Here is a 26,187-nt window from a genome sequence, read left to right as displayed (position 1 = left end):
TGTGCCGCGCGATACAAGCACGCTAGCATGGCGCATGGTCAGAATTGCGATCTGCGCCCCCGGAAAGCGGTTGAAGCGCGAACGCGCCGCGGCGGTCGAAACGCTGGTGGCGGGGCGCAGCGACGTGTCGTTGCACTTTCACGATCAATGCTTTGCCGAAGACGGGCATTTCGCCGGCAGCGACGACGTGCGGCTCGCCGCCTTGCTCGATTGCGCGAACGACCCCAGTTTCGATGCGGTGTGGTTCGCGATGGGCGGCTATGGTTCGAACCGCATCGCCCCGCAGGCGGTCGCGCAAATGAACGCGGCAGCGCGGGACAAGTCCTATCTCGGCTATTCCGACACCGGCTTCCTGCTCGCCGCACTGTACAGGCATGGCATCGGGCGCGTCGCGCATGGGCCGCTGGCGGGCGACGTCCGGCGCGAGGGCGGCGCCGCTGCGATCGAGCGCGCGCTGGACTGGTTCAAGGGCGGGGAGGATGGTCTCGAACCCGGCCTCGATACGCGCCCCGCGGTGGCTTTCAACCTTGCCACGCTGGCGATGCTGGTCGGCACCGAGCTTGCCCCCGATCTGTCGGGTCATGTCGTCATGGTCGAGGAAGTTGCCGAGCATCTCTATGCGATTGACCGGCTGCTGTTTCATGTGACGCAGCACCTCGGCGGCATCGCGATGACGCAGCACCTCGGCGGCATCGCGGGCCTGCGTCTGGGCCGCATCAGCGATGTCCCCGTCAACGACCGCCCGTTTGGCACCGACGAAGTCGCCATCGCGCAGGACTGGTGCCGGCGCAGCGGCATCCCCTACCTCGGCCGGGCGGATATCGGCCACGATGCTGCCAACAAGATTGTCCCCTTCGGACTTGAGACGCGGGGCGCTCGCGCCTAGTCGCGCGGTCGAGGAGATTTTATGACTGCATTCATCTTTCCCGGCCAGGGCAGCCAGAAGGTCGGCATGGGCGCCGATCTCGCCGAAGCCAGCGCGCATGCGCGCGAAGTGTTCCAGGAAGTCGACGAAGCGCTCAAGCAGAAGCTTTCCGCGCTGATGAAGGATGGCCCCGAAAGCGAACTGACGATGACTGCCAATGCGCAGCCGGCGATCATGGCCAATTCGGTGGCCACTGCCCGGGTCCTCGAAAAGGAATTCGGCGTGACGCTGGCCGACACGGCCGATTGCGTCGCGGGCCATTCGCTCGGCGAATACAGCGCGCTGTGCGCCGCCGGGGCATTCTCGCTGACCGACACGGCCAAGCTGCTGCGCCTGCGCGGCATCGCAATGCAGGATGCGGTTCCGATCGGCGTCGGCGCGATGGCCGCGCTGCTCGGTGCCGATATCGAAAAGGCCACCGCGCTGGCCGAGGCAGCGGCCGAGGGGCAGGTCTGCGAAGTCGCCAATGACAACGATCCGACGCAGGTCGTTATCTCCGGCCACGCCGAGGCGATCGACCGCGCGATCGAAATGGCGAAGGATCACGGGATCAAGCGCGGCATCAAGCTGCCCGTTTCGGCACCGTTCCACTGTTCGCTGATGGGTCCTGCTGCGCTGCGCATGAAGAACGCGCTCGAAACGACGCCCCCGCAGGCCTTTGCAGTGCCGCTGTTCGCCAATGTCACTGCCGCACGCGTCACCGATCCGGCGGAAGAACAGGCGCTGCTGGTCGATCAGATCACCGGCCGCGTCCGCTGGCGCGAAAGCGTGCTGGCGATGCGCGAGGCAGGCATCGAACGGTTTGTCGAAGTGGGCGGCAAGGTGCTCGCCCCGATGGTGGGCCGCATCGACAAGGAGGCCGCAACCGTCAGCCTCGTCACCATGGAAGACCTCGAAAACTTCGCCAAGGAGAACGCATGATGTTCAGCCTCGAAGGAAAGACCGCGCTCGTGACCGGGGCCAGCGGGGGGATCGGTTCGTCGATCGCCTACGCGCTGGCGAAGCAGGGTGCGCGCCTCGCGCTGTCCGGCTCCAACGGCGACAAGCTGCGCGCCTTCCGCGAACAGCTCAACGACGAATTCGGCCATGACCATGTCGAGATCACCTGCGACCTTTCCAATCCGACGCAGGTCGAGGAACTTATCCCGGCCACCGTCGATACGCTGGGTTCGATGAACATCCTCGTCAACAATGCCGGCATCACCCGTGACAATCTGGCCATGCGGATGAAGGACGACGAGTGGGACCAGGTGATCCGCATCAATCTCGAGGCGAGCTTCCGCCTGATGCGCGCCAGCGCACGGCCGATGATGAAGGCCAAGGGCGGGCGGATCATCTCGATCACCAGCGTGGTCGGGCATACCGGCAACCCCGGCCAGATGAACTATGTCGCCGCCAAGGCGGGCCTGACCGGCATGTCCAAAAGCCTCGCGCAGGAACTTGCCAGCCGGAACATCACCGTGAACTGCGTGGCCCCCGGCTTCATCCGCACAGCGATGACCGACGCGTTGAACGACGAGCAGAAAACGGCGATCAACGGGCGTATTCCGATGGGCCGCATGGGCGAAGGCGACGAGATCGGCGCTGCGGTTGCCTACCTTGCGAGCGACGAGGCAGCCTATGTCACTGGCCAGACGCTGCACGTGAACGGCGGCATGGCGATGATGGGCTGATTTCACCCACTTTTCCCCAACGAATTGCGGCGCCGCGGCGTCCGGCCTTGCCCCCCAAGCCCGCCCCGCTAGGGTGACTATCCGTATTCCGGCGCTGGTGGGGCGATTCCGGCCTGCCAGGCGCCCAAGAGGGACGAAAGTAGGACCATGAAGGCCACCATCGAACGCGCGACGCTGCTGCGTTGTCTCAGCCACGTCCAGTCGGTCGTGGAGCGCCGCAATACCATCCCGATCCTCTCCAACGTGCTGATCGAAGCCGAAGGCGACAATTCGCTCAGGGTCATGGCAACCGACCTCGATCTGCAGGTGATCGAGCATATGGAAGCCAATGTCGACAGTGCCGGGGCGATCACCGTTTCGGCGCACCTGCTGTTCGATATCGCGCGCAAGCTGCCCGAAGGTTCGCAGGTCAGCCTCGAAGCGGCGGAAAACCGCATGGCGATCAAGGCGGGGCGTAGCCGCTTCTCGCTGCCGACGCTCCCGCGCGACGACTTCCCGGTCATCGTCGAAGGCGATCTGCCGACCAGTTTCGAACTGCCCGCCAAGACCTTCGCCGACCTCATCGACCGGACGCGTTTCGCGATTTCGACCGAGGAAACCCGGTATTATCTGAACGGTATCTTTTTCCACGTGTCGGACGACAACGAACCCGTCCTGCGGGCGGCCGCAACCGACGGTCACCGGCTCGCGCGTTTCACGCTGCCGCGGCCTGATGGGGCAGAAGGCATGCCCGACGTGATCGTGCCGCGCAAAGCGGTGGCCGAACTGCGCAAGCTGCTCGACGAGTCGCTCGACGGCAATGTCCAGATCGACCTGTCGGCCAGCAAGGTCCGCTTCACGCTCGGCGGCGAGGGCGGAGTGGTCCTGACCAGCAAGCTGATCGACGGGACCTTCCCCGATTATTCGCGCGTTATTCCAACGGGTAACGACAAGCTCCTTAAGCTCGACCCGAAGAGCTTCCACGAGGGGGTCGACCGCGTGGCGACGATCGCCACTGAGAAGACCCGCGCGGTCAAGATGGGGCTCGATCGGGACAAGGTCACGCTGACCGTAACCAGCCCCGACAATGGCACCGCGACCGAGGAAGTGCCGGCGGAATATTCGTCCGACGGGTTCGAAATCGGCTTCAACGCGGGCTATCTGAAAGATATCCTCAACCAGATCGATGCCGATACGGTGGAAATCCATCTGGCCGATGCCGGCGCCCCGACGCTGATCCGCAAGGACGAGAATTCGCCCGCGCTCTATGTCCTCATGCCGATGCGGGTTTAAGCGCTCGCATTGGCGTAGATCTGCGGTTAGCGTCGCTCTCGAAGGAGAGATGCGAATGCAGCAAGTCCATGTCCGCAAGAATGCAATCGGCGAGGCCCGACTGGTCGATTGCGACCAGGGAAAGCTGGCCGACGATGCGGTGCGCCTGGAAATCGAAAGCTTCTCGGTCACGGCGAACAACGTGACCTATGCGGTCGTCGGCGACGGCTTCGGATACTGGAACTTCTTCCCCGTGCAGGGGGCAGGCACCGACGGCATGGGCATAGTGCCCATGTGGGGGCATGCACGCGTCATCGAAAGCAATGTGTCCGAGATATCCGTGGGCGAGCGGGTCTATGGCTACCTGCCTATGGCGACGCATCTGGACGTCGTGCCCGGAAAACTGTCCGCCAGCGGCTTTACCGACATGGCCGCACATCGCCAGCCGATGAGCCCGGTTTACAACAGCTATTCGCGGCTTGCAGCCGACCCGGAACACGATCCGGCGCGCGAAGGCGAACGGATGATCTTCGGTCCGCTGTTCAAGACCGGTTTCCTGATCGAATACTTCATGCGCTCGCAGGACTGGTTCGGCGCCGGACAGGTAATCCTGACCAGCGCATCGTCCAAGACTGCCATGGGCCTTGCCAGTACGGCCAGGCATCGTTCGCCGGATATCCGGCGGATCGGCCTGACCTCTTCGGGGAATGTCGCTTTCGTGAAGCAGAGCGGTCTCTACGGCGAAGTGCTGGCCTATGACGATGTGCAGGCACTGGCCAGCCGACCCGCGGTATCGGTCGATTTTGCCGGCAACGCCCGTCTGCTGGGCGCGATCCATGCGCTTCTTGGCGACGCGTTGAAGTACTCCTGCCTGGTGGGAGCGACGCATATCGAGGAGCGCGGCAGCGGGGCGGGGGACCTGCCCGGACCGGCGCCGACGCTGTTCTTCGCACCCGACCATGCGGTCGCGCTGTTCAAGGACCTCGGGCCGCAGGAAGCGGGCCGCCAGATGGCCGAGAGCTGGCGTATATTCCTTGCCGATGCAGGCGACAGCGTGACCATTGAACGCCATGCGGGCCTTGCTGCTGCACGCGACGTTTTCGTCAGGATGGCCGGCGGCAGTGTGGATCCCGCCAAGGGAATCATCATCGAACCGTGATGGGCCGCCGGGGGCCGGTGGAGGCCGGCCCCGCGATACCCGGTCAGTGTCCGGTCCCCGCTACGGCAGGTAATCGCGCGCCTAGATCTCGACTGCGATCTTGCCGAAGTGGCTCCCGCTTTCCTGATGGCGGAAGGCATCGGCGAGGTCGGCTAGCGCGAAGGTATCGCTGATGACCGGCTTGATGCCGTTGGCCTCGATCGCAGCGATCATGTCCTGCTGCATCGCGCGGCTGCCGACGGTGAGGCCCTGCACCTTGAGGTTCTTGGAGAACAGCAGCGCGGTCTGCACCGGCCCGGCGAAACCTGCGAGCACACCGATCAGCGCGACATGCCCGCCAACGCGTGTGGCCAGCATCGATTGGTCGAGCGTGCCCGCCCCGCCGATTTCGACCACGCAGTCGACCCCGCGCCCGCCGGTTATCTCCAGCGCCTTCGGGCCCCAAGCTTCGACTTCCTTGTAATTGATCAAATGGTCCGCCCCCAGTTCGCGCACCCGTTCGAGCTTCTCGTTCGAAGAAGAGGTGGCGATGACAGTGGCGCCCGCGGCCTTCGCGAACTGCAGGGCGAAGATCGAGACCCCGCCCGTGCCCTGGACCAGCACGGTGTCCCCCGGCTTGACCGCGTAGTCGACGAACAATGCGCGCCAGGCGGTCAGCCCGGCGCACGTCAACGTTGCAGCCTCGGCATGGCTGAACCCGGAGGGTGCGCGCGTGAACCAGTGGGTCGGGGCAGTCACTGCCTCGCGCGCATAGCCGTCGATCCCGTCACCGGGAACGCGGGTGAACGCGCTGGACGGCGGGCGGCCGTCGAGCCAGTCGGGGAAGAAGGTGCTGACCACATGTTCGCCCACGGCGAATTCGGTCACCCCGTCGCCAACCGCCGAGACGATGCCAGCGCCATCCGACATGGGGATGCGACCCGGTTCGGTCGGGATCATGCCTTTAACGACGGCGTAATCGTGATAGTTGAGCGAACTGGCCTTCAGATCGACGGTAATCTCGCCCGGACCGGGCGCCGCTGCGGCGTCGATATCGACCCATTCCAGCGCATCGAGGGTGGACGGCTTCGCGCCCGTACGGATTGCTTTCATTCTGCAGCCTCCAGCATTTCGGCCCGCTGCGGGCCGCGGATCAGGCCACCGGGCGCCTCGCCCGTCCATTCGCCTTCGCGGAATGTGACCTTTCCGTTCTTGATCGTCGCGACATAGCCTTCGGCCTTCTGCAGCAAGCGTTTGCCGCCCGCAGGCAGGTCGAAGGCCAGCCAGGGCTTGCCCAGCTTGATCCGGTCCATGTCGATGATGTTGATATCGGCCAGATAGCCGGGCGCCAGCACGCCGCGGTCCTCCAGCCCGTAGAGCCGAGCCGTGTCGTTGCATTGCCGCTTGATCGCATTTTCGAGGCCGATCGTGCCGCGCGCCCGGTCACGCACCCAGTGCTGCAGCATGAAGGTGGGCGAGGCGGCATCGCAGATCGTCCCGCAATGCGCGCCGCCGTCGGACAGCGAATTCACCGTGTCGTCGGCGTGTTGCAGGTCTTTCAGGAAATCGAGATTGCCGTCGGCATAATTGAGGATGGGCAGGTAGATGAAACCCTTGCCCTCGTCGCGGCAGAGCAGCTCGTAGGCATATTCATCGCCCGACATGCCCGCTGCCTTCGCGCGTTCGAGAATACTTTCTTCCGCGGTCGGTTCGTAATTGAAGTCGGGGTCCATCTCGAACTGCATGTTCCAGCCGCCGCAAACGACCATGATCAGGCCCATGATGTCCTGGTTGACCTCGGAAAAATCGTGCTGTTCGGCGATGAGGCGCGCCTTGAACTCGGGGTCGAACAGCTTGGCCTTCTGCTCTTCCCACGGAAGGTCCTCGATCTCCTTCCAGCTCGGTTTGAGCCGGAAGGGATGCACGGTGCCCTGCCACGCCATGACGATGCCGTTGCCGCGCAGCGCGATCTGCGCGACGATGTTCGCGCCATTGTCGTTCTCGGCGCGCATGCTCGCGATCTGCTCGTCGAGCGGGAGCTCCTTGGCGATCGACTGGAGCGCCGCGAAGGTGACCGGCAGCCCGGTCTCGCGGCTCATCTTGCCCATCCAGCCGAATTCGTCCCATTCGCGCATCATGTCGCTGGCCATTTCGAACACGCCGTGCCCGGCGCGGCCCATCGCGCGGCCGATCTCGACCAGCTCCTCGGCAGTGGCGGTCGTACCGGGGACGACCTCGCCGCCGATATCCCGGTGGAGCACCGTACGCGAAGTGGAGAATCCCAGCGCGCCCGCGCGCACGCCGTCTTCGACGATGCGGCTCATGGCGGCGATGTCTTCGGCGGTCGGAACGGCACCGGGACGCTCGCGATCGCCCAGAACATAGGCGCGGACCGAACCGTGCGGGACATGGGTGCCGACATCGACGGTACGGGGCAGTTCTTCCAGCGCATCGAGATATTCGGGGAAGGTTTCCCAGTTCCACTTCATGCCCTCCGCCAGCGCGGTCCCGGGAATGTCTTCCACGCCTTCCATCAGGCCGATCAGCCATTCGTGCTTGTCGGGACGCGCCGGAGCGAAACCGACACCGCAATTGCCCATGACGACGGTCGTTACGCCGTGCCAGCTCGACGGGGCCATTTCCTGGTCCCAGGTCGCTTGTCCGTCGTAATGCGTGTGAATGTCGACGAAGCCGGGGGTGACCAGGTGACCCTGCGCATCGATTTCCTCGGCGGCGTCGCCGCTTACCTGGCCCACTTGAGCGATGAGCCCGTCCTTCACGGCGAGATCCCCGGTAAAGCGGTCCTGTCCGGTACCATCGACAATGGTCCCGTTGCGAATGATCAGATCATATGCGGGCATGTTGGTGCTCCTCTCTCCGCCGAGGAAGGTTCCACATTGCAACCGATGAGTCCAGCGCCGAGCTATTCGGCGTGCGTGGGCATGCGGACAGCAAGCAGGACGAGGAAGCCGATCGCGAACAGCAGGTGGATCGAAGTCATGCCGATCCGCTGGTCACCCGACCACAGGGTGAACTGTTCGACCAGCAGCGGCCCCATCCATACGGTGATGGTGCCGGCAATCGCGTAGAGGCCGAAGAATTCACCGCTACGGCCCGGCGGGGCAAGCGTGACCAGCATCGTACGGCTCGACGAAATGCTGGCGGTGGCGGTCACCGCGATCACGCTGATGAGACCGAGATAGACGAGGTCCGACAGGGTGCGGAAGACGAGCCCGTCCCACACCACCACATTGTCGACCAGGCCGAGGAACAGGCTTTCGCGGGTGATACTCAGCTGGAGCAGTCCGACACCCACCATGGCGAGAATTTCCAGCGCCAGCGCGCGCTTTACGCCGACCTTTCCTTCCAGCCAGCCGCCGAAAATGCCGCCGCCGAATGCGCAGGCGCTGGCGAAGATCGCGTAGCAGAGCATTTCGAGGAAATTCCAGCCGAGGAAGAGCGCGACATAAACCGCGCCGAGCGCCAGCAGCGCAGCCATCGCGTCGGCGTAGAACATCCGCGCGATGAGGAACCGCATCAATTCGCGGTATCGCGCTGCCTCGCGCAGCGTGCGCGCAACGCTGCGTGCGCCTTCCCGGAAGGCGCGCATCCAACTGGCCCCGGGGACGCCCGGGTCGCGTGCCCTGGTGAAGAACGGAATCGAGAACAGCACCAGCCACACCGCGCAGATCGGGCCGGCTAGCCGCGCATGTTCGAACATCGTCAGGTCAATTCCGAATTGCGGCGCCGCGAATGGCCAGGAGATCGCAGCGGGCAGCACGAAGAGCACGGCAATCGCGAGAAAGATCAAGGTCGCAGCGAGGTTGCCGAGACCCAGTCCGAGACCCGATATCATCGCCAGTCGGCGTGGTTCACCCGACACGCTGAGCATCGCATTGTGCGTCACTTCTGAATAGGTGTAGCCGACATAGGCGACCACTAGCAGGGCCATGATCGCGGGAACCGGCAGGCCTTCGCCCCCCGGCATCGCGAACCACAGCAGCGCCGAACAAACCGCGATGGCCCCGAGGAATAGCGCGAGGATCGGTTTCAGCCGCCCGCCGCGGTCGAGCGCCGCACCCAGGACCGGCGCGGTCAGGGCGGCAATGAAACCGGCCCATTTGGTCACCGAGGCTATGGTTGCCTGCCCCTGCGCATTGGCCGCGGCAAGCGCATCGCCGGGCGGCAGGTCGTCCAGCGCACCGCTGGCAAGCAGGTCCGCGCCGATAATGTCGCGCGCAAAATAGGGCGCGAAGATGTAGATCACGATCAGGATGTAATAGGGGTTGCGGGCCCATTCGAAGATCGCCCAGGCAAAGCCGGTTCGACCGAAAGCGCCGCCTTCGCCCGTGGTCTGGCGGGGCGGTTGGCTGGCAAGCGGGTTCGCTAAGAGCGCGGGATCGGCAGTCATGTCATTGTCCTTGCGATCCGCCTGGTCCGGGCTGGACAGCAGTGCTGGGGGTATCGATTGCGAAGCGGCCGGGCGGGCAAGGGCGGTATCCCCCGGTCAGCTTGGCCGGGGTGTCGGACCTGTGCGAGAGAAGGACGATCACGCGCCGCGTGCTGCGATCATGCTTTCGATATCGACGAACTTTTCCCGCGGCGCTCCTTCGCGCGCGGCTGCGATTTCGGCTTCCTCGATTTTCTGCCAATCGCGGAAAGTGACGATCTCGATCCCGCGTTCCTGCGCCAGTTCGTCGAAACCCGCGCGGCCAGCTTTGCCGGAGCTTGCGGCGATGTCTCCATCGACCGTGTCGATGACCCCATATCCATCGGGCCGGTTGGTGCCGATCGTGCCGCTGGGGCCGCGCTTGGCCCAACCGACGCAATAGAGGCCGGGCAGGATCCGGCCCTCGTCATTGGCGAAATGTCCCGCCCGCTGGTCGAACGGCACGCCCTCTATGGCCGAGGTGCGATAGCCGATACAGCTGACGACCAGATCGGCCGGCAGGTTATAGGTTTCGCCGGTACCCACCGCGCGCCCGGTCTCGAGCCGGGTCCGCTCCACTTCTATGGCACTTACCCGGCCGTTCGTGGCGGTGATGGCTCGGGGACTGGCGAAGAAATCGAACTCGATAGAAACCGGTTTGGCATCGCGGTCGGCTGCCGCAGGCTGCGCGAATTCGCGCAGCAGAGTGACCGATTTGCGCACCCCCGGTTCGAGAACGGCATCGTCGGCAACCGGCGGCAGGTCGGCCGGATCGACGTGCGGAGCGGCGCGGTCGAGCGTCCCCAACTCGCCCAGTTCCTTGGGCGTCATCATGATCTGGTGCGGACCGCGCCGGCCGAGGATGGTGATTTTCTCGATAGCGCTGCCGCGCAAAGCCTCGAGCGCGTGGGCGACGATGTCCGAGCCGGCAAATTCGCCTTCGGTCTTGGCCAGGATCCGCGCCACGTCGAGCGCGACATTGCCCATCCCGATGACGACGGCATGCTTGCCCGACAGCACGGGGTCCATCCCCGCGAACTCGGGATGGCCGTTGTACCAGCCGACGAATGCCGCACTGCCAAAGACATTTCCGGTCCGCGCGCCAGGGATTTCCAGCGGGCGATCCTGCGGCGCGCCCGTGGCCAGGATGACCGCATCGTAGAGCGAACCGAGCTCCTCGATGGAAACCGAACCACCGACGTCGACATTGCCGATGAAGCGTACCGATTGGCCGATCGCCGTTTTTTCGTACCGACGCGCAACCGCCTTGATCGACTGGTGATCGGGCGCGACGCCGGTGCGGATCAGGCCGAACGGCACCGGCAATTTGTCGAAGATATCGATCCGGGCGTCATCGCCCCATTTCTTGACGGCGGCTTCGGCCGTGTAATAGCCCGCCGGACCCGATCCCACGATCGCGATATGCCGCATGTCTTTCTCCCCCGAGACATGCCTTCAATGCACATGGTCGGGGCAGCTGGCAAGCAGCGGACTATGTGCGGTACACCGCAGATCACATGGTTATCCGTTTGGAAAGAAGTTGCGTTTATCTACATGGTTCGCTGCGCTGAGAGGGAATTTCGGCGCACAGAGGCTACTCGGGAGCATGAGTTCACATGGCAGGGTTCTTCTCGCGTGCGTCGCGGGCGAAGACGGAACGACGCGAAGGTTCACAGCCTGCGCCGCTGCGTCCGATCGCCATCACCGATGCCGAACGCCGGGTGGAACTGCTCGACAGTTTCGAGGCCGCAGGTCTGGGCTGGTTCTGGGCGACCGATGCCGAAGGCCGGCTCATCTACCTGTCCGACAATGCGGCGAAAGAGCTCGACTGGACGCAGGGCGAAGCGATCGGCAAATCGCTGAGCGAACTCTTCATCCCCGAGAAGGTCGATGATCCCGACCGGCCCGAGCGCCCGCTCGCGTTCCTGCTGCGGGCGCGCAACTCGATCAGCCAACTCAATGTCCGCCTCGCCATAGAGGGGCGCGAAGTCTGGTGGGAAATCGCGGGCAAACCGCAGTTCGACGAGCAGGAGCGCTTTACCGGCTATCGCGGTAGCGCGAAGGATATCACGGCCAGCCGGGAAAACCGGCGCGATGCCGAACGGTTGGCGCAATACGATCCGGTTACCGGTCTGGCCAACAGTCACCGGATGAACCGGCGTCTGGCCGAATTGCTCAAGGCCTATCGCAATTCCAAACGGACCTGCGCGTTGCTGATGGTCGACCTCGACCGGTTCAAGCAGATCAACGATTCGCTGGGTCATGCCGCGGGCGACGAACTGCTGAAGCAGGTTGCTGCGCGGCTTGAACGGATCATCGGGAGCAAGGGGGAAATTGCACGCCGGAGCGCGGACTCGTTCCAGATCGTGTTGCCCGACATGGATGACCGCGGCGCCCTGGGCGATCTGAGTCAGCGAGTCATCCAGATGCTGTCGCAGGCCTATTCGATCAACGATTCGCGCGCTGTCGTCGGAACGTCGGTCGGGGTCGCCATTGCGCCTTATGACGGGCTCGATCCGGAAGGGCTGATATCGGCCGCCGATCTGGCGCTGCATGCCGCCAAGAGCGGTGGGCGGGGCCAGTACCGCTTCTATTCGGCCGAGCTCAAGGATGGCGCGAAACATCGCCGGCAGATCGAGGAAGACCTGCGCGACGCCATCGAGAACGGGCAGGTGGTCATGCACTACCAGCCACTCGTCTGCGCCAAGACGCATATGGTCCGCGGGTGCGAAGCCTTGATGCGCTGGAATCATCCGGACCGCGGAGCGATTTCACCCGAGGATTTCATCTCCGTGGCCGAGGAAATCGGCATTGTCGGGGAAATGGGCGAATGGGCGCTGAACGAGGTCTGCCGACAGGCGGCCGAATGGCCGCTCGAACTGCGCGTGGCGGTAAACGTCTCGCCGATGCAGTTCGCGCACGACAATTTTCCGCAGATCGTCGCCAACGCGCTCAAGCAAAGCGGCCTGACACCCGAGCGGCTCGAACTCGAAATTACCGAGAGCGTGTTCCTCGGCGATGCCGGACGCACCCAGCGGATTTTCGAGGAATTGAAGGCGCTCGGCGTAAAGCTGGCGCTCGACGACTTCGGGACCGGATACAGCTCGCTCAGCTACCTGCGCACCGCGCCGTTCGACAAGATCAAGATCGACCAGAGCTTCGTGCGCGGCGCAACCGAGGAAGGCAACAACAACGCGGCCATCCTCAGCGCTATCGTCAGCCTTGCAGATGCGCTCGACATGGAAACAGTGGCAGAGGGCGTCGAGGCGAAGGACGAACTCGATCTCGTGACCAAGCGCGGGGCAACACTGGTCCAGGGGTATATCTTCGCCCGCGCCATGCCTCACGCAGAGTTGCTCGAACGGCTGGAAGCGGGCGAGCTCAAATATGAACCGCGCGGCCCGGCGAAATACCGCGCGACCCGCAAGACCGTGTTCCGCCGCATCGGACTGATCCACGAAGATAGCCGCTACCGGGTGGTCATGCGCAATCTCTCGAAGACCGGGGCGCGGATCGAGGGGCTTATAGACGTGCCTCTGGGCACCGAAGTCGTGCTCGATCTGGGCAATGGCCAATTGGCCGTCGCAACCGTACGCCGGTCGAAGGGCTCGGTGCAGGGCGTCGAGTTCGAGACCCCGTTGATCAGCGACGGCGCCGACGGCCTGTGCACCCGGCACCGCGTCTCGCCCTATCAGATCGAAGCGGCCGGCAGCCCGCTGACGACCTTGCCGCAGGATCCCTACTCGCTGATCATGGCGGGGCGGGGGGAAGCCTCGTCGAAGCGCAAGTTCGTCGAGGTCGAGGTCGGCACGCCCAAAGCGGGTACCAGCTACTGATTATCGGAGCAGCTGCGGGAATCGCGTCGCAGAGGGCGCTTGGCGAGAATGCCTGCCACGGCTAAGGCGCGGGCGAGGCATGTCTTGTGCCATCTTTTCCGATTAAGTAGTTTGTATGACCGATCTCAGAAAAATCCGCAATTTCAGTATCATTGCCCATATCGATCATGGCAAGTCGACGCTTGCCGATCGGCTGATCCAGCATTGCGGGGGGCTGACCGATCGCGAGATGTCCGAGCAAGTGCTTGATAACATGGACATCGAGAAGGAGCGCGGGATCACCATCAAGGCGCAGACCGTGCGCCTCACCTACACCGCGCGTGACGGCGAGACCTATGAGCTCAACCTCATGGACACGCCCGGCCATGTCGACTTCGCCTATGAAGTCAGCCGCTCCCTCGCCGCGTGCGAGGGCGCGCTGCTGGTGGTCGACGCGGCGCAGGGCGTCGAAGCGCAGACGCTCGCCAATGTCTACCAGTCGATCGAGCACGACCACGAGATCGTCCCCGTCATCAACAAGATCGACCTCCCCGCCGCCGAACCGCAGCGCGTCGCCGAGGAGATCGAGGAGATCGTCGGCATCGAGGCCACCGGCCCGTGGGAAGAGGGCGGCGCGGTGCTCACCAGCGCCAAGTCGGGCATCGGCATCGAGGAAACGCTGGAGGCGCTGGTCAAGCGCATCCCCCCGCCCACCGGCGATCGCGACGCGCCCTTGAAGGCGATGCTGGTCAACTCATGGTACGACCCCTATCTCGGCGTGGTCATCCTCGTCCGCGTGATGGACGGCGTCATCAAGAAGGGCCTCAATGTCCGCTTCATGCAGGGCGGCACGCAGCACCTGATCGACCGCGTCGGCTGCTTCACCCCCAAGCGCACCGACCTGCCCGAACTCGGCCCGGGCGAGATCGGCTTCATCACCGCGCAGATCAAGGAAGTCGAGCAGGCGCGCGTCGGCGACACGATCACCACGGTGAAGGGCGGGGCGGACAAGGCGCTGCCCGGCTACAAGGAAGTCCAGCCGGTGGTGTTCTGCGGGCTGTTCCCCGTCGACGCCGCCGATTTCGAGAAACTGCGCGAAAGCATCGGCAAGCTGCGGCTCAACGATGCCAGCTTCAGCTTCGAGGCCGAAAGCAGCGCCGCGCTGGGCTTCGGCTTCCGCGCGGGCTTCCTCGGCCTGCTGCACCTCGAGATCATCCAGGAACGCCTCACCCGCGAATACGATCTCGACCTGATCACCACTGCCCCTTCGGTGGTCTACCGCATCCAGCTCAACAAGTCGCGGACCGACCCGGCGCAGGAGCTGATGCTGCACAACCCCGCCGACTATCCCGATCCCAGCCGCATCGAGCAGATCGAGGAGCCGTGGATCAAGGCGGTGATCTACACCCCCGACGAATATCTCGGCGCGATCCTCAAGCTGTGCCAGGACCGCCGCGGCATCCAGGTCGATCTGACCTATGTCGGCGGCCGCGCGCAGGTGACCTACGAACTCCCGCTCAACGAAGTGGTGTTCGATTTCTACGACCGGCTCAAGTCGATCAGCCGCGGCTATGCCAGCTTCGACTATGACCAGATCGGCCTGCGCGAGGGCGACCTCGTCAAGATGAGCATCCTGGTGAACAACGAACCGGTCGACGCGCTGTCGATGATCGTCCACCGCGATGTCGCCGAAAGCCGCGGGCGCGGCATGTGCGAACGGCTGAAGGACCTGATCCCGCGGCACCTGTTCAAGGTGCCCATCCAGGCCGCGATCGGCGGCAAGGTGATCGCGCGCGAAACCATCGCCGCGATGCGCAAGGACGTGACCGCCAAATGCTATGGCGGCGACATCAGCCGCAAGAAGAAGCTGCTCGAGAAGCAGAAGAAGGGTAAGGCGCGGATGAGGGAATACGGAAACGTCAGTATTCCGCAGGAAGCGTTCATTGCCGCGCTGCGGATGGGCGAGGAATAGGGCGCGTCCCCAGCGCCAGCGCTGTCCAGCCCCCCCCGCACACACAGAGCCGGCGCCCCCCGCCGGCCAACCAGAAACGAGATTACCGCCTATGTCCGGATATAAGGACCCCGATTTCCAGGATCGCCGCGCGCTTGCGCAGAAGGCGCGCGCCAAGGCGCTCGAGAAACTGGCCGACGCGCCCAAGCTCGACGAGGCGACGATTGCCAAGCGCAAGGCCGCGCAGGAAGCGCGCGAAGCCGCCATTGCCGAAAAGAGCGCCGCCAAGCGCGCCGCGATCGCGCAGGCCAAGGCCGACAAGCAGGCCGCCGCCGCAGCCAAGGCCGAAGCCGACGCGGTGCCCGCCCCGACCGAAGCCGAACTGAAGGCCGCGCGCGACGCGAAATACGCGGCGCGGAAGAAGCGGAAGAAGGGGTAGGGGAGAGCGGGGGGGCGGTGCTAGCCGCCCCGCGAAACTAACGCTGCGACGCGCAAGGACGTGACTGCCCAGTGCTACGGCGGTGACATCAGCTGCAAGAAGAAGCTGCTCGAGAAGCAGAAGAAAGCCAGGTCTGGATACGAGTATGGCAATGGGCGTATTCCGCATATTTTTTTGCTGCGCTGCGATCGGGGGGCGAGTGCCCTCGCGCTGAGGATCGGGGAGCACCGAAGGTGGTCTTCTACCGCGTAGGCCAGGGATAGTGTCTCGATGTAGCAATAGGCGTTGTTGCGGCGCTTCGGATGTTGGAAAAGTGACCATTCGTCTAGCGAGAGAGGGCCTCGCTGCGGCGACATTTTCTGGAAAAGTGATCGAAGAGCGTTGTTTGGGACAGGAGGACATCATAGCAGGGAATTTATTAGAATTGCGTCGGCCAGACCCATGACCACATCAATGCCCAGTTGGACCGTAGCTGACCTCTTCTCATGTGGAGGGGGAACTAGTGCAGGGTTTGGACGTAAAGAAAAATTTCAACTAGTCGCGGCACTGGACTCGGAGATTGCCAAACCATCGGGTGGTCCGGGAACATCCGATTGTAATGCAACCTATGAAGCTAATCACGGAATTCGTCCGCTCGCAGAAGATATTGCGACATTTTCTCCTGCTTCTTTTAAAGACGCATTTGGGATCCAAGATCTCTCAGTTTTAATTTCTTGCGCGCCCTGCACCGATTTTAGTCGCGCGAAGCCGGAAAACCATATCCGCGATAGCAAAAAGAACGATCTGGTCGGTAGGGGAGTTGACTATGTGGAGGCTTTGCGTCCTGAAATATTTTTCCTTGAGAACGCGCGCGAGCTCATCTCTGGCAATTTGAAGCACCATCATACCCGCTTGTGCGAGCGATTGAAGCAGTTGGGCTACGAGGTCCGTTCGGAAGTGCTTCGCCTCGACCGATATGGGTTGCCACAAATTCGGGAACGAGCAGTGGTGATTGCTTCTCGAATTGGTCAACCACGCACGCTTTCCGACCTGTGGGGTGATTGGGAGGTCGATCGCAATGCGATCACCGTCAGGTCCGCACTCGAACGATTGGAGGAAGCGAAAGAAGCTTCCGAGACACATCCCTCAGGTGATTTTCACCCGCGAACTGGGCACGAAGTTTCGCTTCGGATAGCAGCAACACCAAAGGATGGAGGGAGTTGGATCGACCTAGCGCGCCATCCTCATACAAGAGAGCTTTTGCCGCCGGTTTGCTTGCGTCGATGGGAGAGCGGCAAGATAGGCTCTCATCCCGATGTTTACGGTCGAATGGCTTGGGATCGCCCATCCCCTACGATCAAGCGGGAATGCGGCCATGTGGGTAATGGACGTTATACTCATCCCGAAAAAAATCGCCTCTTAACTGTGAGAGAAATGGCGACCTTGCAAGGTTTCCCATTTGACTACGTTTTCGCCGCACGATCAATTGCTAACCGTTATAGGCATATCGGCGATGCTGTGCCTCCGCTTATTGCGTGGCAATTTGCTTGTTTGGCTGAGTGGATGAAAATCGGCAGGAGGCCTGAACCTGAACAATGGGTCATGCCGAAAACTTCGTTATGTTCAGCTGATCTTCGGCGGCAGCGCTAGATCTGGCCCAAAAGAACTTTACGTAATATACGACCTCTATTGACTCGAGAAGAGCGATCGTTTGTGGCTTGAAGAGTGGTGCGTATGTAAGCTTGGAGATCTTCATCCCCCGTTGGCTCTTTTAACTCCTGCTCAACACGCTCATAGAACCGATCTACAGCTTCGCCAACAATTCGTGCATCCAAGGCATCTTTATCTTTATTGAGGATTCGATCTATTTCTATAATTAGAACGAGAAGGTCCGTTTTCTTCCATGCTCTGGATTTTGGCTTAAAATCAGCTTTGTTGATGAAGTCAAATACGCTGCGCAGCCTATTTTTAATGTCTCTTTCCTGGGGGAATTCGTCATTGTACTCGCTGAGATAGGCTTCTAATTCTTCATCTCGATGAAAGTAGGTGGAGATCATCGTTATTACCAGCGTAAGCGCATATACGACATCGCGCTTTCTTCGCATTTCCTGTGCGCTGAATGATCTGTGGTCGGCAAAGAATTTATTTGCTGAAATTTCGTCCGCAAGTTTCTTTAGTGGCCCGCGATAGCGAGCGTTATGCACTTCCATTGCATTTAGAGAATATGAAGTTGCATTGATGCGGCTGAAAACCTCTATTATTTCTTCGTCTGTGACAATTCCCAAGTTCCGAACAGGGAATTCGTAATTCATAAATTCTTTTTTCTGAAGGGGTGTCAGCTGAGAGTATGCGGTGAGAGATTTTTGCAGTTTAAGTTCTTTGGCCCCAGTAAAATATTGATATAGCGTAGTAACGCGCTGCTGTCCATCGACTAGTAGCTCAGATCCTTTTGCCGTTTCTAGATCAACGTCGCCGACTGCTACGTAAATTTCGGGAAAGGGGTATCCTCTTAGTACTGTATCTAAGAAAGAATTCTTGTCATTATTGGACCATACGAGCTGTCTCTGAAAATCAGGTCTAGGAATTAGTTCTCCATTGTTTAGGGCACTCAGAAGCTGCCTGATTCTTCTATTTTCGGCTGAGGTCTTCATGCGCCAGAGATCCTGATTTGTGCTCGAGCTTGTTCAATCGCAACTGTTTGATATTGCATTAGGGCTTCTCGATTGCGGAACAACCCACCGGTAATGCGGTAGTCGCCTGCCGCACGGTCGCTCATCAGCCTTCGGAAATATTCGAACCACCGTTTCCGATAGGAGACGTCAGCGTCATTAGGTAGGAAATCCGGTCTCATCCAACCGCGGAAGTTATAGTCGCGAAATGCTCGCCCATCGGGCCAAAAATGACCTGCATTCTGGTAGCGATAACGGTGCCAGAATTCGAAGCAAAGTTTCCAGATGTGTTCAAACAGTTCATTTGAAATCACGGCAACGTCGATATCAGAATCTAGAGAGAATGGAGAAAATGCCGGACGATCAACTCCGGCTTTGGATTTGTTGACTAGCGTGAATCCGAGCTTGGCTGAGCCCACTATCCATACGTCTTCTACCGGCACCTGCCAGCGTCGACCGATCCGAGTGCGTAAAGCTAGCTGGTCAAAATCAATCGGAGCTCGACAAATTTCTGGCGCGACGAACTGTTCAAATATGTCAGCAGAGCATATGTCAGCGCTAATTGCGGTCTTGAATTCCGCTATGTCGTCTTCAACAGGCATTCGCAATGCTTAGTCAGCATCAACATCCTCCGCTAGTTCGTTTTTGCATAAATGTGGGACGCGCTATTGCTTTCAGCGAGGCGTTCATCGGAGGTCACCACCCATCATCCTTGATCGATCGACAGCGAGGGCCTTCGTCTTTGGATGGCTCCTCCGGCGCCTCCCACGCAACCCTCTCCGGCGCCGGTAGCGGCATCGCTTCGTCCACCTGATCGTCCCACCGCGCCTCGGGGTCCTGGTAGAGTTCGTGCTCGGGGTCGTCGTAGCAGAGGTAGCCTTCCTCCCGGTCGAGCGCCTCCAGCCGCCGGTATTCCTTCCACGCGGCGCGGGTGCGGGGGCTTAGCTGGGCGTACCAGTTCTCGTAGGACGCGTTCAGCTTGGTGTTGAGCGAGCGCAGCGTCTCAGCCTCTTCCTCGCCCGCGGCGGCGCTCACCGCTAAGGCCTTTCCAGGGGCCGAGTTTATCTGTTTGAACTCTCAAACGCCGGGCGGGGCGCATCCGCGCCCCTTGGCTTTGCGGCATAAGCCGCGGCGCGCGGTCGCGCTTGCCTCGCCTTCGGCTCGGAGCCATCGCCTATGATCAAACCAAGCTTTCTCCCTCGTCCTTGATCGACCGCCAGCGCGGGTTTTCCGGGGGCATTGGCTCGGCATCCTCCACCTCGCGCTCGGCCGCTTCGGGCGAGGGTAGGGGCATCGGCTCTTCCTTCACCGCCTCTCCGCGTTCCGCATACAGCGGATGCTCCGGGTCGTCGCTTGCCTTGTAACCGCGCGCGATGTCTGCGTCGCGCAGGCGTTCGAATTCGGCGTAGGCGGCCAACGTGCGCGGGCTTAGCTGCGCTTCCATCTGCTGGCGGAAGACGGCGACCTTGCGCGCGATGGAGGCGCGCACTTCGGCGGGGGAGGTGCGGCGCTGCTCCTTCTCCCACTGCCGCCGCCATTTCGCCTTGAGCCGCTTCTTCTCCATCCGCCCGATCGCGTTGAGCGCCTTGGGGCGGCCGCCCGCAAAGCGCTCGGGCGCGCGGTTGCGCAGCATGAACATCAGCAGCCGGTCATTGTGCACGCGGCGGCTGCCGACGAGCTTGCCATAGGAATAGACCGGCACCTCGACCCCGTTCAAGGCGCGGTCCATCGCGACGTCCTCGATCCGCTGCATGCCGAGATCGAGCGCGGCCTGCCACGCGGCGCGGAAGCTGGCGGCTTTAGGGTGGCGGCGCAGGAGATAGGCGCCGACCTCGGCGCGGCCGACCTGGCGGCAGGCGCTGGCGACGCTGCCGGTGTCGGCCAGCGCCTCGATAAAGGCGCGCTGGACCTGCGGCTTCCACCCGTTCGACCGCTCCTTCGCGCGCGGGACGGGGATGAAGGCGGGCAGGGTGCCGCGCGCGGTCTGCGGGTGCTGGGTGGGGGCGGTGTCGGGGTCGTGGTCGGCCATCTGCGGGGATGGAGCAGATTTGGCGCGAGTAGGAAAATCTGGGGGAGGGGGAGTCCTTGCTTTTCGAACCCGCATCCGCGGGTTCGTCCTCGGGGCTGTTCCTCCGTCGCTGCGCTCCTGCGGGCCCCTGCGGGCGGCCGGTCGGCCTTGCCGTTCGCTGGTCGCGAACGGGACTTGCGCGTTACGATAGCGGCTCGCACTGGTTCCGAGCCGCAGGCGAGGCAAGGGCGCCCGCCCGCCCGCAGCGGGTGGAGCTTGCTGAACATTTAGCGAGGACGAACCCGCGGATGCGGGTTCGCAAAACCAAACCAGCTTACGGCCGCGTCTGTCCTTCGCCGTGGACGAGGTATTTGAAACTGCACAGCTGTTCGAGCCCGACGGGGCCGCGGGCGTGCATCTTGCCGGTGGCGATGCCGATTTCCGCGCCCATGCCGAACTCGCCGCCATCGGCGAACTGCGTGCTGGCGTTGTGCATCACGATCGCGCTGTCGATGCTGGTCATGAACTTGCGCGCGGCGGTGTCGTCCTCGGTGATGATCGCATCGGTGTGGTGGCTCGAATGCTCCTCGACCCAGGCGATCGCCTCGTCGAGCCCGTCGACGATCTTCACGCTGGCGATGGGGTCGAGATATTCGGTGTGCCAGTCGTCCTCGGTGGCCTGCTTGAGGCGGCCGTCGATCGCCACGGCATCGGCATCGCCGCGCAATTCGCAATCGGCGCCCATCGTGTCGGCGAATTTGGGAATGAAGTCTGCGGCCACCGCGCGGTCGACCACCACGCTCTCGGTCGCACCGCAGACGCCGGTGCGGCGCAGCTTGGCGTTGCGGATGACCTTGACCGCCTTGTCGAGATCGGCGGCGGCGTGGACGTAGCTGTGGCAATTGCCGTCGAGGTGGAGGAGGGTGGGGACGCTCGCTTGGTCGCGGACCAGCTCGACCAGCCCGCGCCCGCCGCGCGGGATCACCAGGTCGACGAATTCGTCCGCCTTGAGCAGCGCGGCGACCGCACCGCGATCGGTGGTGCCGACGGTCTGCACCGCGTCTTCGGGCAAGCCCGCCGCAGCGAGGCCGTTGCGCATGCATTCGACGATCACGCGGGTCGAGTGCCGGCTTTCGCTGCCGCCGCGCAGGATCACCGCATTGCCCGACTTGAGGCACAGGGCGGAGGCGTCGGCGCCGACATTGGGGCGCAATTCGTAGATCATGCCGATCACCCCGATGGGCACGGCGACCCGCTCGATGGTGAGGCCGTTGGGGCGCTCGAAGCTGGCGAGCTGGCGGCCCACGGGATCGGGCAGTTCGGCGATTTCCTCGAGCGCGCCGGCCATGCCCTCGATGCGTTCCTCGGTCAGGCGGAGACGGTCGACGAAGCTCTCGGGCTTGCTGCCTGCGACGCCTTGCACGTCCTCGCCATTGGCTTCGAGCAGTTCGCCCATCCGGCTGCGCAGCGCCTTGGCGGCTTCGCGCAGCGCGTTGTTCTTCGCCTCGGTGCTGGCGGACAGCAGCGCGCGCGCGGCCTTGCGGGCGCGCTGGCCGAGGTCGTGGATATGGATCTGCGGGTCGGGGGTCTGGTCGGTCATAGGTTCTCTCGTATGCTTGCGTCGGGGCGGGAGGCGCCGGGTATCAGCGCAGCTCGACCGCGCGGTCGTAGGCTGCCTGCAGTGTATCATGCAGCCGGGTGGAAAGGCCACCATCGCCATTGAGCGCGTTCAGGCCCGCGGCGGTGGTGCCGCCCTTGCTGGTCACCGAATTGCGCAGTTCCTCGAGGCTGGGCGCGGCCGGTTCGCTGGCCATTGCGATCGCGCCGCCGATCGTGCCGAGCACCATGTCGCGCGCCTCGTCCTCGTCGAAACCCTGCGCCATCGCGGCTTCGGCATAGGCGCGCGCGATTTCGAAGACGTAGCCGGGGCCCGATCCGGCCACTGCGGTAACGCGGTCGAGCTTTTCCTCGCTGTCGACGGTGATCGTCGCACCCGCGCGGCGCATGAAGGCCTCGGCATGCGCGACATGGTCGCTGGTGGCATGCGGGCCGGGGCAGATCCCGCTCACGCCGCGGCCGATCGCCGCGGGGAGGTTGGGCATCGTGCGGATCACCGGCGCATCGCCCATCAGCTGCGACAGGCGTCCGGCGGAATAGCCCGCGGCAATCGACAGGACATAGCCGCCGGGGGCGAGATGGTCGGTATAGTCGGCGAGGATATCGTCGATCAGCTGCGGCTTTACCGCGGCAATCACGAGGTCGAAGCGCTGGTCGGCGATCGCGGCGCGGTCGGTTACCAGCGTAACGCCATCGGGAACTTCGCTACCCGCGGGATCGACGACAGTTATCGCTTCGGGGCCCTCGACCCACTGCGAAAGCAAAGCGGAACCCATTTTTCCGCATCCGACAATACAAACAGTTTTCGTAATGACTAAAATCCGTTTCCGAGCAATCGGGCTCTTGTGGTTTCTTGTACTTACTTGACTATAGAATATGCCGCGGTGCAGTACTTGCCTTTAACTTTGTCAGTTACCATGCTTTTCGCGACCGGCGGATATTCTCAAAATGTGGTTGTGCAGTGCACAAACGCTATCTATATTGCCGTCGAGAAATTTCAAGTCTGTGCAATAATTGAAGTCTATGGCAAAAAAACGAAACATCGTCGTCAAAATCGGTTCGGCCCTGCTGGCCAATCTCGAACTCCTTACACCGCGTTACGGTTTCCTCCAGCGCCTGCTGGAAGACGTCGCCCAGCTCCGCGCCGAAGGGACCAATGTGATCCTGTGCTCGTCGGGCTCGGTCGCCCTGGGGCTGCGCATCATCGGGGAAACGCCCGAAAGCGCGGGTGTTTCCGACAAGCAGGCCGCCGCCGCCTGCGGCATGCCGCTGCTGCTCAACGCCTACAAGCAGGTGGGGCATGAATTCGGCTTTGAAATCGCGCAGGTGCTGCTCACGCTCGGCGACTTCGAGGACCACCGCCGCTTCCTCAACACGCGCAACACGGTGCACCGCCTGCTCGAGGCCAATGTGGTCCCGATCGTGAACGAGAACGACACGATCACCACCGAAGAGATTCGCGTCGGCGACAACGACCGGCTGGCTGCCAAGGTGGCGCAGATGGTCGGGGCGGACGATTTCATCATCCTCACCGGGGTCGACGGGCTGTACGATCGCAACCCCGATGAACCCGGCGCGCAGTTCATCCCCGAGGTCGACGACGTGAGCCAGTATATGGACGCGACCAAGGGCAAGAGCACGCTGGGCACCGGCGGCATGGAAACCAAGCTGCTGGCAGCGAACATGGCGCAGGAAGCCGGGGTCACCACCTGGATCGCGCAGGGCGAAGTCGATCACCCGGTTTCGAGCGTGCTGGCGCAGACGCGCCGGTCGACCAAGATCCTGCCGCATCCCAACCCACTGTCGGGCTGGGACAGCTGGATCGCCAACCGCCTGCAGATGGCGGGCAGCCTGGTGATCTCGGATACGCTGGCGACCGCGCTCAGCGGCGATCGCCCGATCCGGCGCGAGGACGTGATCTCCATGACCGGCGACTTCAGCCGCGGCGACGTGCTGCATATCTACGACAGCAAGGGGATCGAGCGGGCACGCGGGCTGAGTGATTTCACTTCCGAAGAACTGCGCGTGCTGACCAGCAATCCCGATACGCAGGCGGAAAAGCTGCTCGGCTATCGCACCAAGGGCGAAGTGATCCGCAGCGCCAATCTGGTGATGCTGGAAAACCGCCACCTGCTGTGGGACGCACCCGAGGAAATCTCCGGTTCGGCCTGACGCCGGGCCGGGTCCGCGCACACGCGGGGGACAGCGGCGCGAACTTCACTTGGCGTTCATCGGCACGCTGGTTATAGGCTGCTTCCCATGACGACCCAGACCCGCTCACCCAGCAAGCTCATCCTTGGCGCCGCCCTTGCGGGGGCGACGCTGCTCACCGCCGGATGTGCGGGCGGCGATGGTGGGCCGCGCGATACCGCCTATGTCGCACGCGACGTGGAAACGCTCTATTTCGAAGCCAAGCGCCGGCTCGACAACGGGCAGGCGGAAATGGCCGCTGCGCTGTTCGACGAGGTCGAACGCCAGCATCCCTATTCGCCCTGGGCGCGTCGCGCGCAGCTGATGGGTTCGTTCAGCTATTACGTCGCCAAGGATTACAACAAGGCGATCCAGGCGGCGCAGCGCTTCCTGCAGATCCACCCGGGCAACAAGGACGCACCCTATGCGTTCTACCTCATCGCGCTCAGCTATTACGAGCAGATCAGCGACGTCCAGCGCGACCAGCGGATCACCGACCAGGCGCTGACCGCGCTGAACGAGATCAACCGCCGGTTCCCCAACAGCGATTACGCTGCCGACGCGCGGCTCAAGATCGACCTCGTGCGCGATCACCTGGCGGGCAAGGAAATGGAAATCGGCCGCCATTACGAACGGTCGGGCAAGTGGATTGCCGCGCAGATCCGTTTCCAGAACGTGGTCGACACCTATGAAACCACCAGCCATGCGCCCGAGGCGCTCTACCGGCTGACCGAAACCAGCCTGGCGCTGGGCGTTCCTGCCGAAGCGGTCAAATATGCCGCGGTGCTCGGGGCGAACTATCCCGGCACCGAATGGTACGAAAAGGCCTATGAACTGGTGCAGGACCATGCACCGGACGTCACCCCCGGCTGAGCCGGTTCAGGCCTGTCGCGCGGGCCGTGACGGGGTGCGCGCCTGCGCAGCGGCATCCTTTTCGAACGCCTCGACGCGGTCGCGGCCTTCATCTTTGGCGCGGTAGAGCGCACGGTCGGCCTGGCCGTAGAGCGCGGTCCAGTCTTCCGCCTGCGTAACCAGCGCATCGGCTACGCCGATGCTGGCGGTGACCGCTTCGCCATGCGGCATTTCCGAAGTGCGGATTTCGCGCAGCAATTGCAGCGCGAGCGCCGGGTCGAGCGCATCGCTCCGGCTGAGCATGGCGAATTCCTCGCCCCCGAGCCGGGCCGCGCAGATATCCCCGCGCGCATGCGACAGCAGCACGGTGGCGATGGTCTGCAGCACACGGTCGCCCATATCGTGCCCGAAGCGGTCGTTGATCCGCTTGAAGCGGTCGATATCGATGATCATCAGCCGCAGCGACGCACCGCTGTCGGCGAAACCTTCGAACTGTTCGATCAGGGCGCGGCGGTTGGCCAGCCCGGTCAGCGGATCGCGCCGGGCAAGCTCGCCCGATTTGTGGCGTTCCTCCACCAGGCTTACCAGCAACTGCTGATGGCGTACCATCATCACCATCTGGAACCCCACCGCGATAAGGATCGACACCGCCAGCACGCGGTCCATAGTCGCGCCCGTTCCTGCCAGCACGCAGGCCACGGGCCCGAGTGTCACCAGCAGGACCGACATGGCGACGCTGCGCACTGCCATGAGGCAATAGCTCAGCATCAGCGCGCCCAGCGACATGATCGCCGGGTAGTAGAGCCGCACTTCAACCGGTGCGCTGGCCCAGCTGGTGACGCACCAGAGGCTGCCGAGCGCGGCGGCGAGCAGGCACAATTGCCACAGCGTGTCGATCGTCTTGCGCGCTTCCTCGGCAGTGGCCGAAGGGGCGAGCGGGTGCGCCACGCTGGCCAGCGCCAGCGCGCACAGCACGAAAATGGCAGCGGGCAATCCGTAGGCAACCAGCGGCCCCGCGCCCGGGCTGGCACCCAGGACGACCATCGGCAGGCTGAGAATGAAACCGACGAACAAAAGCCGGGCCTGGCCGCGCATGTGGCGGGCGGTAAGCAAGGTGAAGTCGTCGCGCAGGTGCACGGGTATGTCCGGCCCGAGAAGACCGTTGCAGATGCGTTTCCAACTCACGCCTCCCTTCTATGCATCATTTGCTAACTCTGCGTTTACAGCGGCGGATGCGGGGGATTGCGGCAA

Annotated in this window: 22 protein-coding genes and 1 pseudogene; 12 read left to right on the top strand and 11 right to left on the bottom strand. The window is 63.0% G+C overall.

Annotated elements, in window-relative coordinates; translation table 11 throughout:
* Positions 1–34 precede the first annotated feature (34 nt).
* The 5 genes from SJY12_RS03955 (at position 35) to SJY12_RS03935 (ending at position 5,008) form a co-directional block, all read left to right on the top strand.
* Positions 35–886, top strand: coding sequence for an LD-carboxypeptidase (locus SJY12_RS03955; protein WP_397506068.1), 852 nt, complete (start codon positions 35–37; stop codon positions 884–886).
* A gap of 21 nt (positions 887–907) precedes the next feature.
* The gene (fabD, locus tag SJY12_RS03950; RefSeq protein ID WP_397506067.1) at positions 908–1,846 is read left to right on the top strand and encodes an ACP S-malonyltransferase; all 939 of its coding nucleotides are present in this window, start codon (positions 908–910) and stop codon (positions 1,844–1,846) included.
* Positions 1,846–2,598 carry a 3-oxoacyl-[acyl-carrier-protein] reductase gene (gene fabG / locus SJY12_RS03945; RefSeq protein ID WP_397506640.1) on the top strand — a complete coding sequence of 251 codons (753 nt, stop codon included), beginning with the start codon at positions 1,846–1,848 and terminating at the stop codon, positions 2,596–2,598. The genes fabD and fabG overlap by 1 nt, the downstream gene beginning before the upstream one ends.
* A gap of 147 nt (positions 2,599–2,745) precedes the next feature.
* Positions 2,746–3,870, top strand: a complete 1,125-nt coding sequence (dnaN, locus tag SJY12_RS03940) for a DNA polymerase III subunit beta (RefSeq protein WP_063507049.1) — start codon at positions 2,746–2,748, stop codon at positions 3,868–3,870.
* Between the two features lie 55 nt (positions 3,871–3,925).
* Positions 3,926–5,008 (top strand): DUF2855 family protein, encoded by a 1,083-nt coding sequence (locus SJY12_RS03935; RefSeq protein ID WP_397506066.1) that lies wholly within the window; start codon positions 3,926–3,928, stop codon positions 5,006–5,008.
* An 81-nt stretch (positions 5,009–5,089) separates the two neighbouring features.
* On the opposite strand, the gene SJY12_RS03930 is transcribed toward SJY12_RS03935, so the two are convergent.
* From SJY12_RS03930 to SJY12_RS03915, 4 genes are all read right to left on the bottom strand, one after another.
* Complete coding sequence (locus tag SJY12_RS03930; protein WP_397506065.1) at positions 5,090–6,100, bottom strand: NAD(P)-dependent alcohol dehydrogenase; 1,011 nt, start codon at positions 6,098–6,100, stop codon at positions 5,090–5,092.
* Positions 6,097–7,848 carry an amidohydrolase family protein gene (locus SJY12_RS03925; protein WP_397506064.1) on the bottom strand — a complete coding sequence of 584 codons (1,752 nt, stop codon included), beginning with the start codon at positions 7,846–7,848 and terminating at the stop codon, positions 6,097–6,099. The genes SJY12_RS03930 and SJY12_RS03925 overlap by 4 nt, the downstream gene beginning before the upstream one ends.
* A gap of 62 nt (positions 7,849–7,910) precedes the next feature.
* Positions 7,911–9,398, bottom strand: a complete 1,488-nt coding sequence (locus tag SJY12_RS03920; protein ID WP_050601133.1) for an MFS transporter — start codon at positions 9,396–9,398, stop codon at positions 7,911–7,913.
* A 138-nt stretch (positions 9,399–9,536) separates the two neighbouring features.
* Positions 9,537–10,847, bottom strand: a complete 1,311-nt coding sequence (locus SJY12_RS03915; RefSeq protein WP_397506063.1) for an FAD-dependent oxidoreductase — start codon at positions 10,845–10,847, stop codon at positions 9,537–9,539.
* 185 nt (positions 10,848–11,032) lie between these two features.
* Between SJY12_RS03915 and SJY12_RS03910 the strand changes: the two genes are divergently transcribed.
* The 5 genes and pseudogenes from SJY12_RS03910 (at position 11,033) to SJY12_RS03890 (ending at position 17,250) form a co-directional block, all read left to right on the top strand.
* Positions 11,033–13,252 carry a putative bifunctional diguanylate cyclase/phosphodiesterase gene (locus SJY12_RS03910; protein WP_397506062.1) on the top strand — a complete coding sequence of 740 codons (2,220 nt, stop codon included), beginning with the start codon at positions 11,033–11,035 and terminating at the stop codon, positions 13,250–13,252.
* Between the two features lie 115 nt (positions 13,253–13,367).
* Complete coding sequence (gene lepA, locus SJY12_RS03905) at positions 13,368–15,203, top strand: translation elongation factor 4 (RefSeq protein ID WP_397506061.1); 1,836 nt, start codon at positions 13,368–13,370, stop codon at positions 15,201–15,203.
* 91 nt (positions 15,204–15,294) lie between these two features.
* A complete protein-coding gene (locus SJY12_RS03900) occupies positions 15,295–15,621 on the top strand; it encodes a DUF6481 family protein (protein WP_341859779.1) in 327 nt (108 codons plus the stop codon).
* Between the two features lie 30 nt (positions 15,622–15,651).
* Positions 15,652–15,873 (top strand): annotated as a pseudogene (locus SJY12_RS03895) (hypothetical protein); the annotation flags it as partial.
* A gap of 189 nt (positions 15,874–16,062) precedes the next feature.
* Positions 16,063–17,250, top strand: coding sequence for a DNA cytosine methyltransferase (locus SJY12_RS03890; RefSeq protein WP_397506060.1), 1,188 nt, complete (start codon positions 16,063–16,065; stop codon positions 17,248–17,250).
* On the opposite strand, the gene SJY12_RS03885 is transcribed toward SJY12_RS03890, so the two are convergent.
* From SJY12_RS03885 to SJY12_RS03860, 6 genes are all read right to left on the bottom strand, one after another.
* Positions 17,247–18,251: a DUF262 domain-containing protein gene (locus SJY12_RS03885; RefSeq protein WP_397506059.1), complete on the bottom strand. Its 1,005-nt coding sequence runs from the start codon at positions 18,249–18,251 to the stop codon at positions 17,247–17,249. The genes SJY12_RS03890 and SJY12_RS03885 overlap by 4 nt on opposite strands.
* Complete coding sequence (locus tag SJY12_RS03880; protein WP_397506058.1) at positions 18,248–18,871, bottom strand: hypothetical protein; 624 nt, start codon at positions 18,869–18,871, stop codon at positions 18,248–18,250. The genes SJY12_RS03885 and SJY12_RS03880 overlap by 4 nt, the downstream gene beginning before the upstream one ends.
* Before the next feature lie 94 nt (positions 18,872–18,965).
* Positions 18,966–19,304, bottom strand: a complete 339-nt coding sequence (locus tag SJY12_RS03875; protein ID WP_397506057.1) for a hypothetical protein — start codon at positions 19,302–19,304, stop codon at positions 18,966–18,968.
* 145 nt (positions 19,305–19,449) lie between these two features.
* On the bottom strand, positions 19,450–20,298 hold the full coding sequence (locus SJY12_RS03870) for a hypothetical protein (RefSeq protein WP_397506056.1): 849 nt from the start codon (positions 20,296–20,298) through the stop codon (positions 19,450–19,452).
* Positions 20,299–20,611: 313 nt separating this feature from the next.
* A complete protein-coding gene (locus SJY12_RS03865) occupies positions 20,612–21,877 on the bottom strand; it encodes a glutamate-5-semialdehyde dehydrogenase (protein WP_397506055.1) in 1,266 nt (421 codons plus the stop codon).
* 43 nt (positions 21,878–21,920) lie between these two features.
* On the bottom strand, positions 21,921–22,688 hold the full coding sequence (locus tag SJY12_RS03860) for a pyrroline-5-carboxylate reductase (RefSeq protein ID WP_255358297.1): 768 nt from the start codon (positions 22,686–22,688) through the stop codon (positions 21,921–21,923).
* 229 nt (positions 22,689–22,917) lie between these two features.
* On the opposite strand from SJY12_RS03860, the gene proB reads away from it, so the two are divergent.
* The gene (gene proB, locus SJY12_RS03855) at positions 22,918–24,066 is read left to right on the top strand and encodes a glutamate 5-kinase (RefSeq protein ID WP_050601142.1); all 1,149 of its coding nucleotides are present in this window, start codon (positions 22,918–22,920) and stop codon (positions 24,064–24,066) included.
* An 87-nt stretch (positions 24,067–24,153) separates the two neighbouring features.
* Positions 24,154–24,957, top strand: coding sequence for an outer membrane protein assembly factor BamD (locus SJY12_RS03850; RefSeq protein WP_063505241.1), 804 nt, complete (start codon positions 24,154–24,156; stop codon positions 24,955–24,957).
* A gap of 6 nt (positions 24,958–24,963) precedes the next feature.
* Here the strand turns inward: SJY12_RS03850 and SJY12_RS03845 are convergent, their stop codons facing one another.
* Positions 24,964–26,121 carry a diguanylate cyclase gene (locus SJY12_RS03845; RefSeq protein WP_397506054.1) on the bottom strand — a complete coding sequence of 386 codons (1,158 nt, stop codon included), beginning with the start codon at positions 26,119–26,121 and terminating at the stop codon, positions 24,964–24,966.
* Between the last annotated feature and the right edge of the window lie 66 nt (positions 26,122–26,187).

Origin of the sequence: Qipengyuania sp. R86523, from assembly GCF_044596365.1 — a bacterium.
In the GTDB taxonomy this organism is placed as follows: domain Bacteria; phylum Pseudomonadota; class Alphaproteobacteria; order Sphingomonadales; family Sphingomonadaceae; genus Qipengyuania; species Qipengyuania citrea.
Note: the sequence above shows the minus strand (reverse complement) of the source record. Positions and strands in the feature narration are given on the sequence as shown.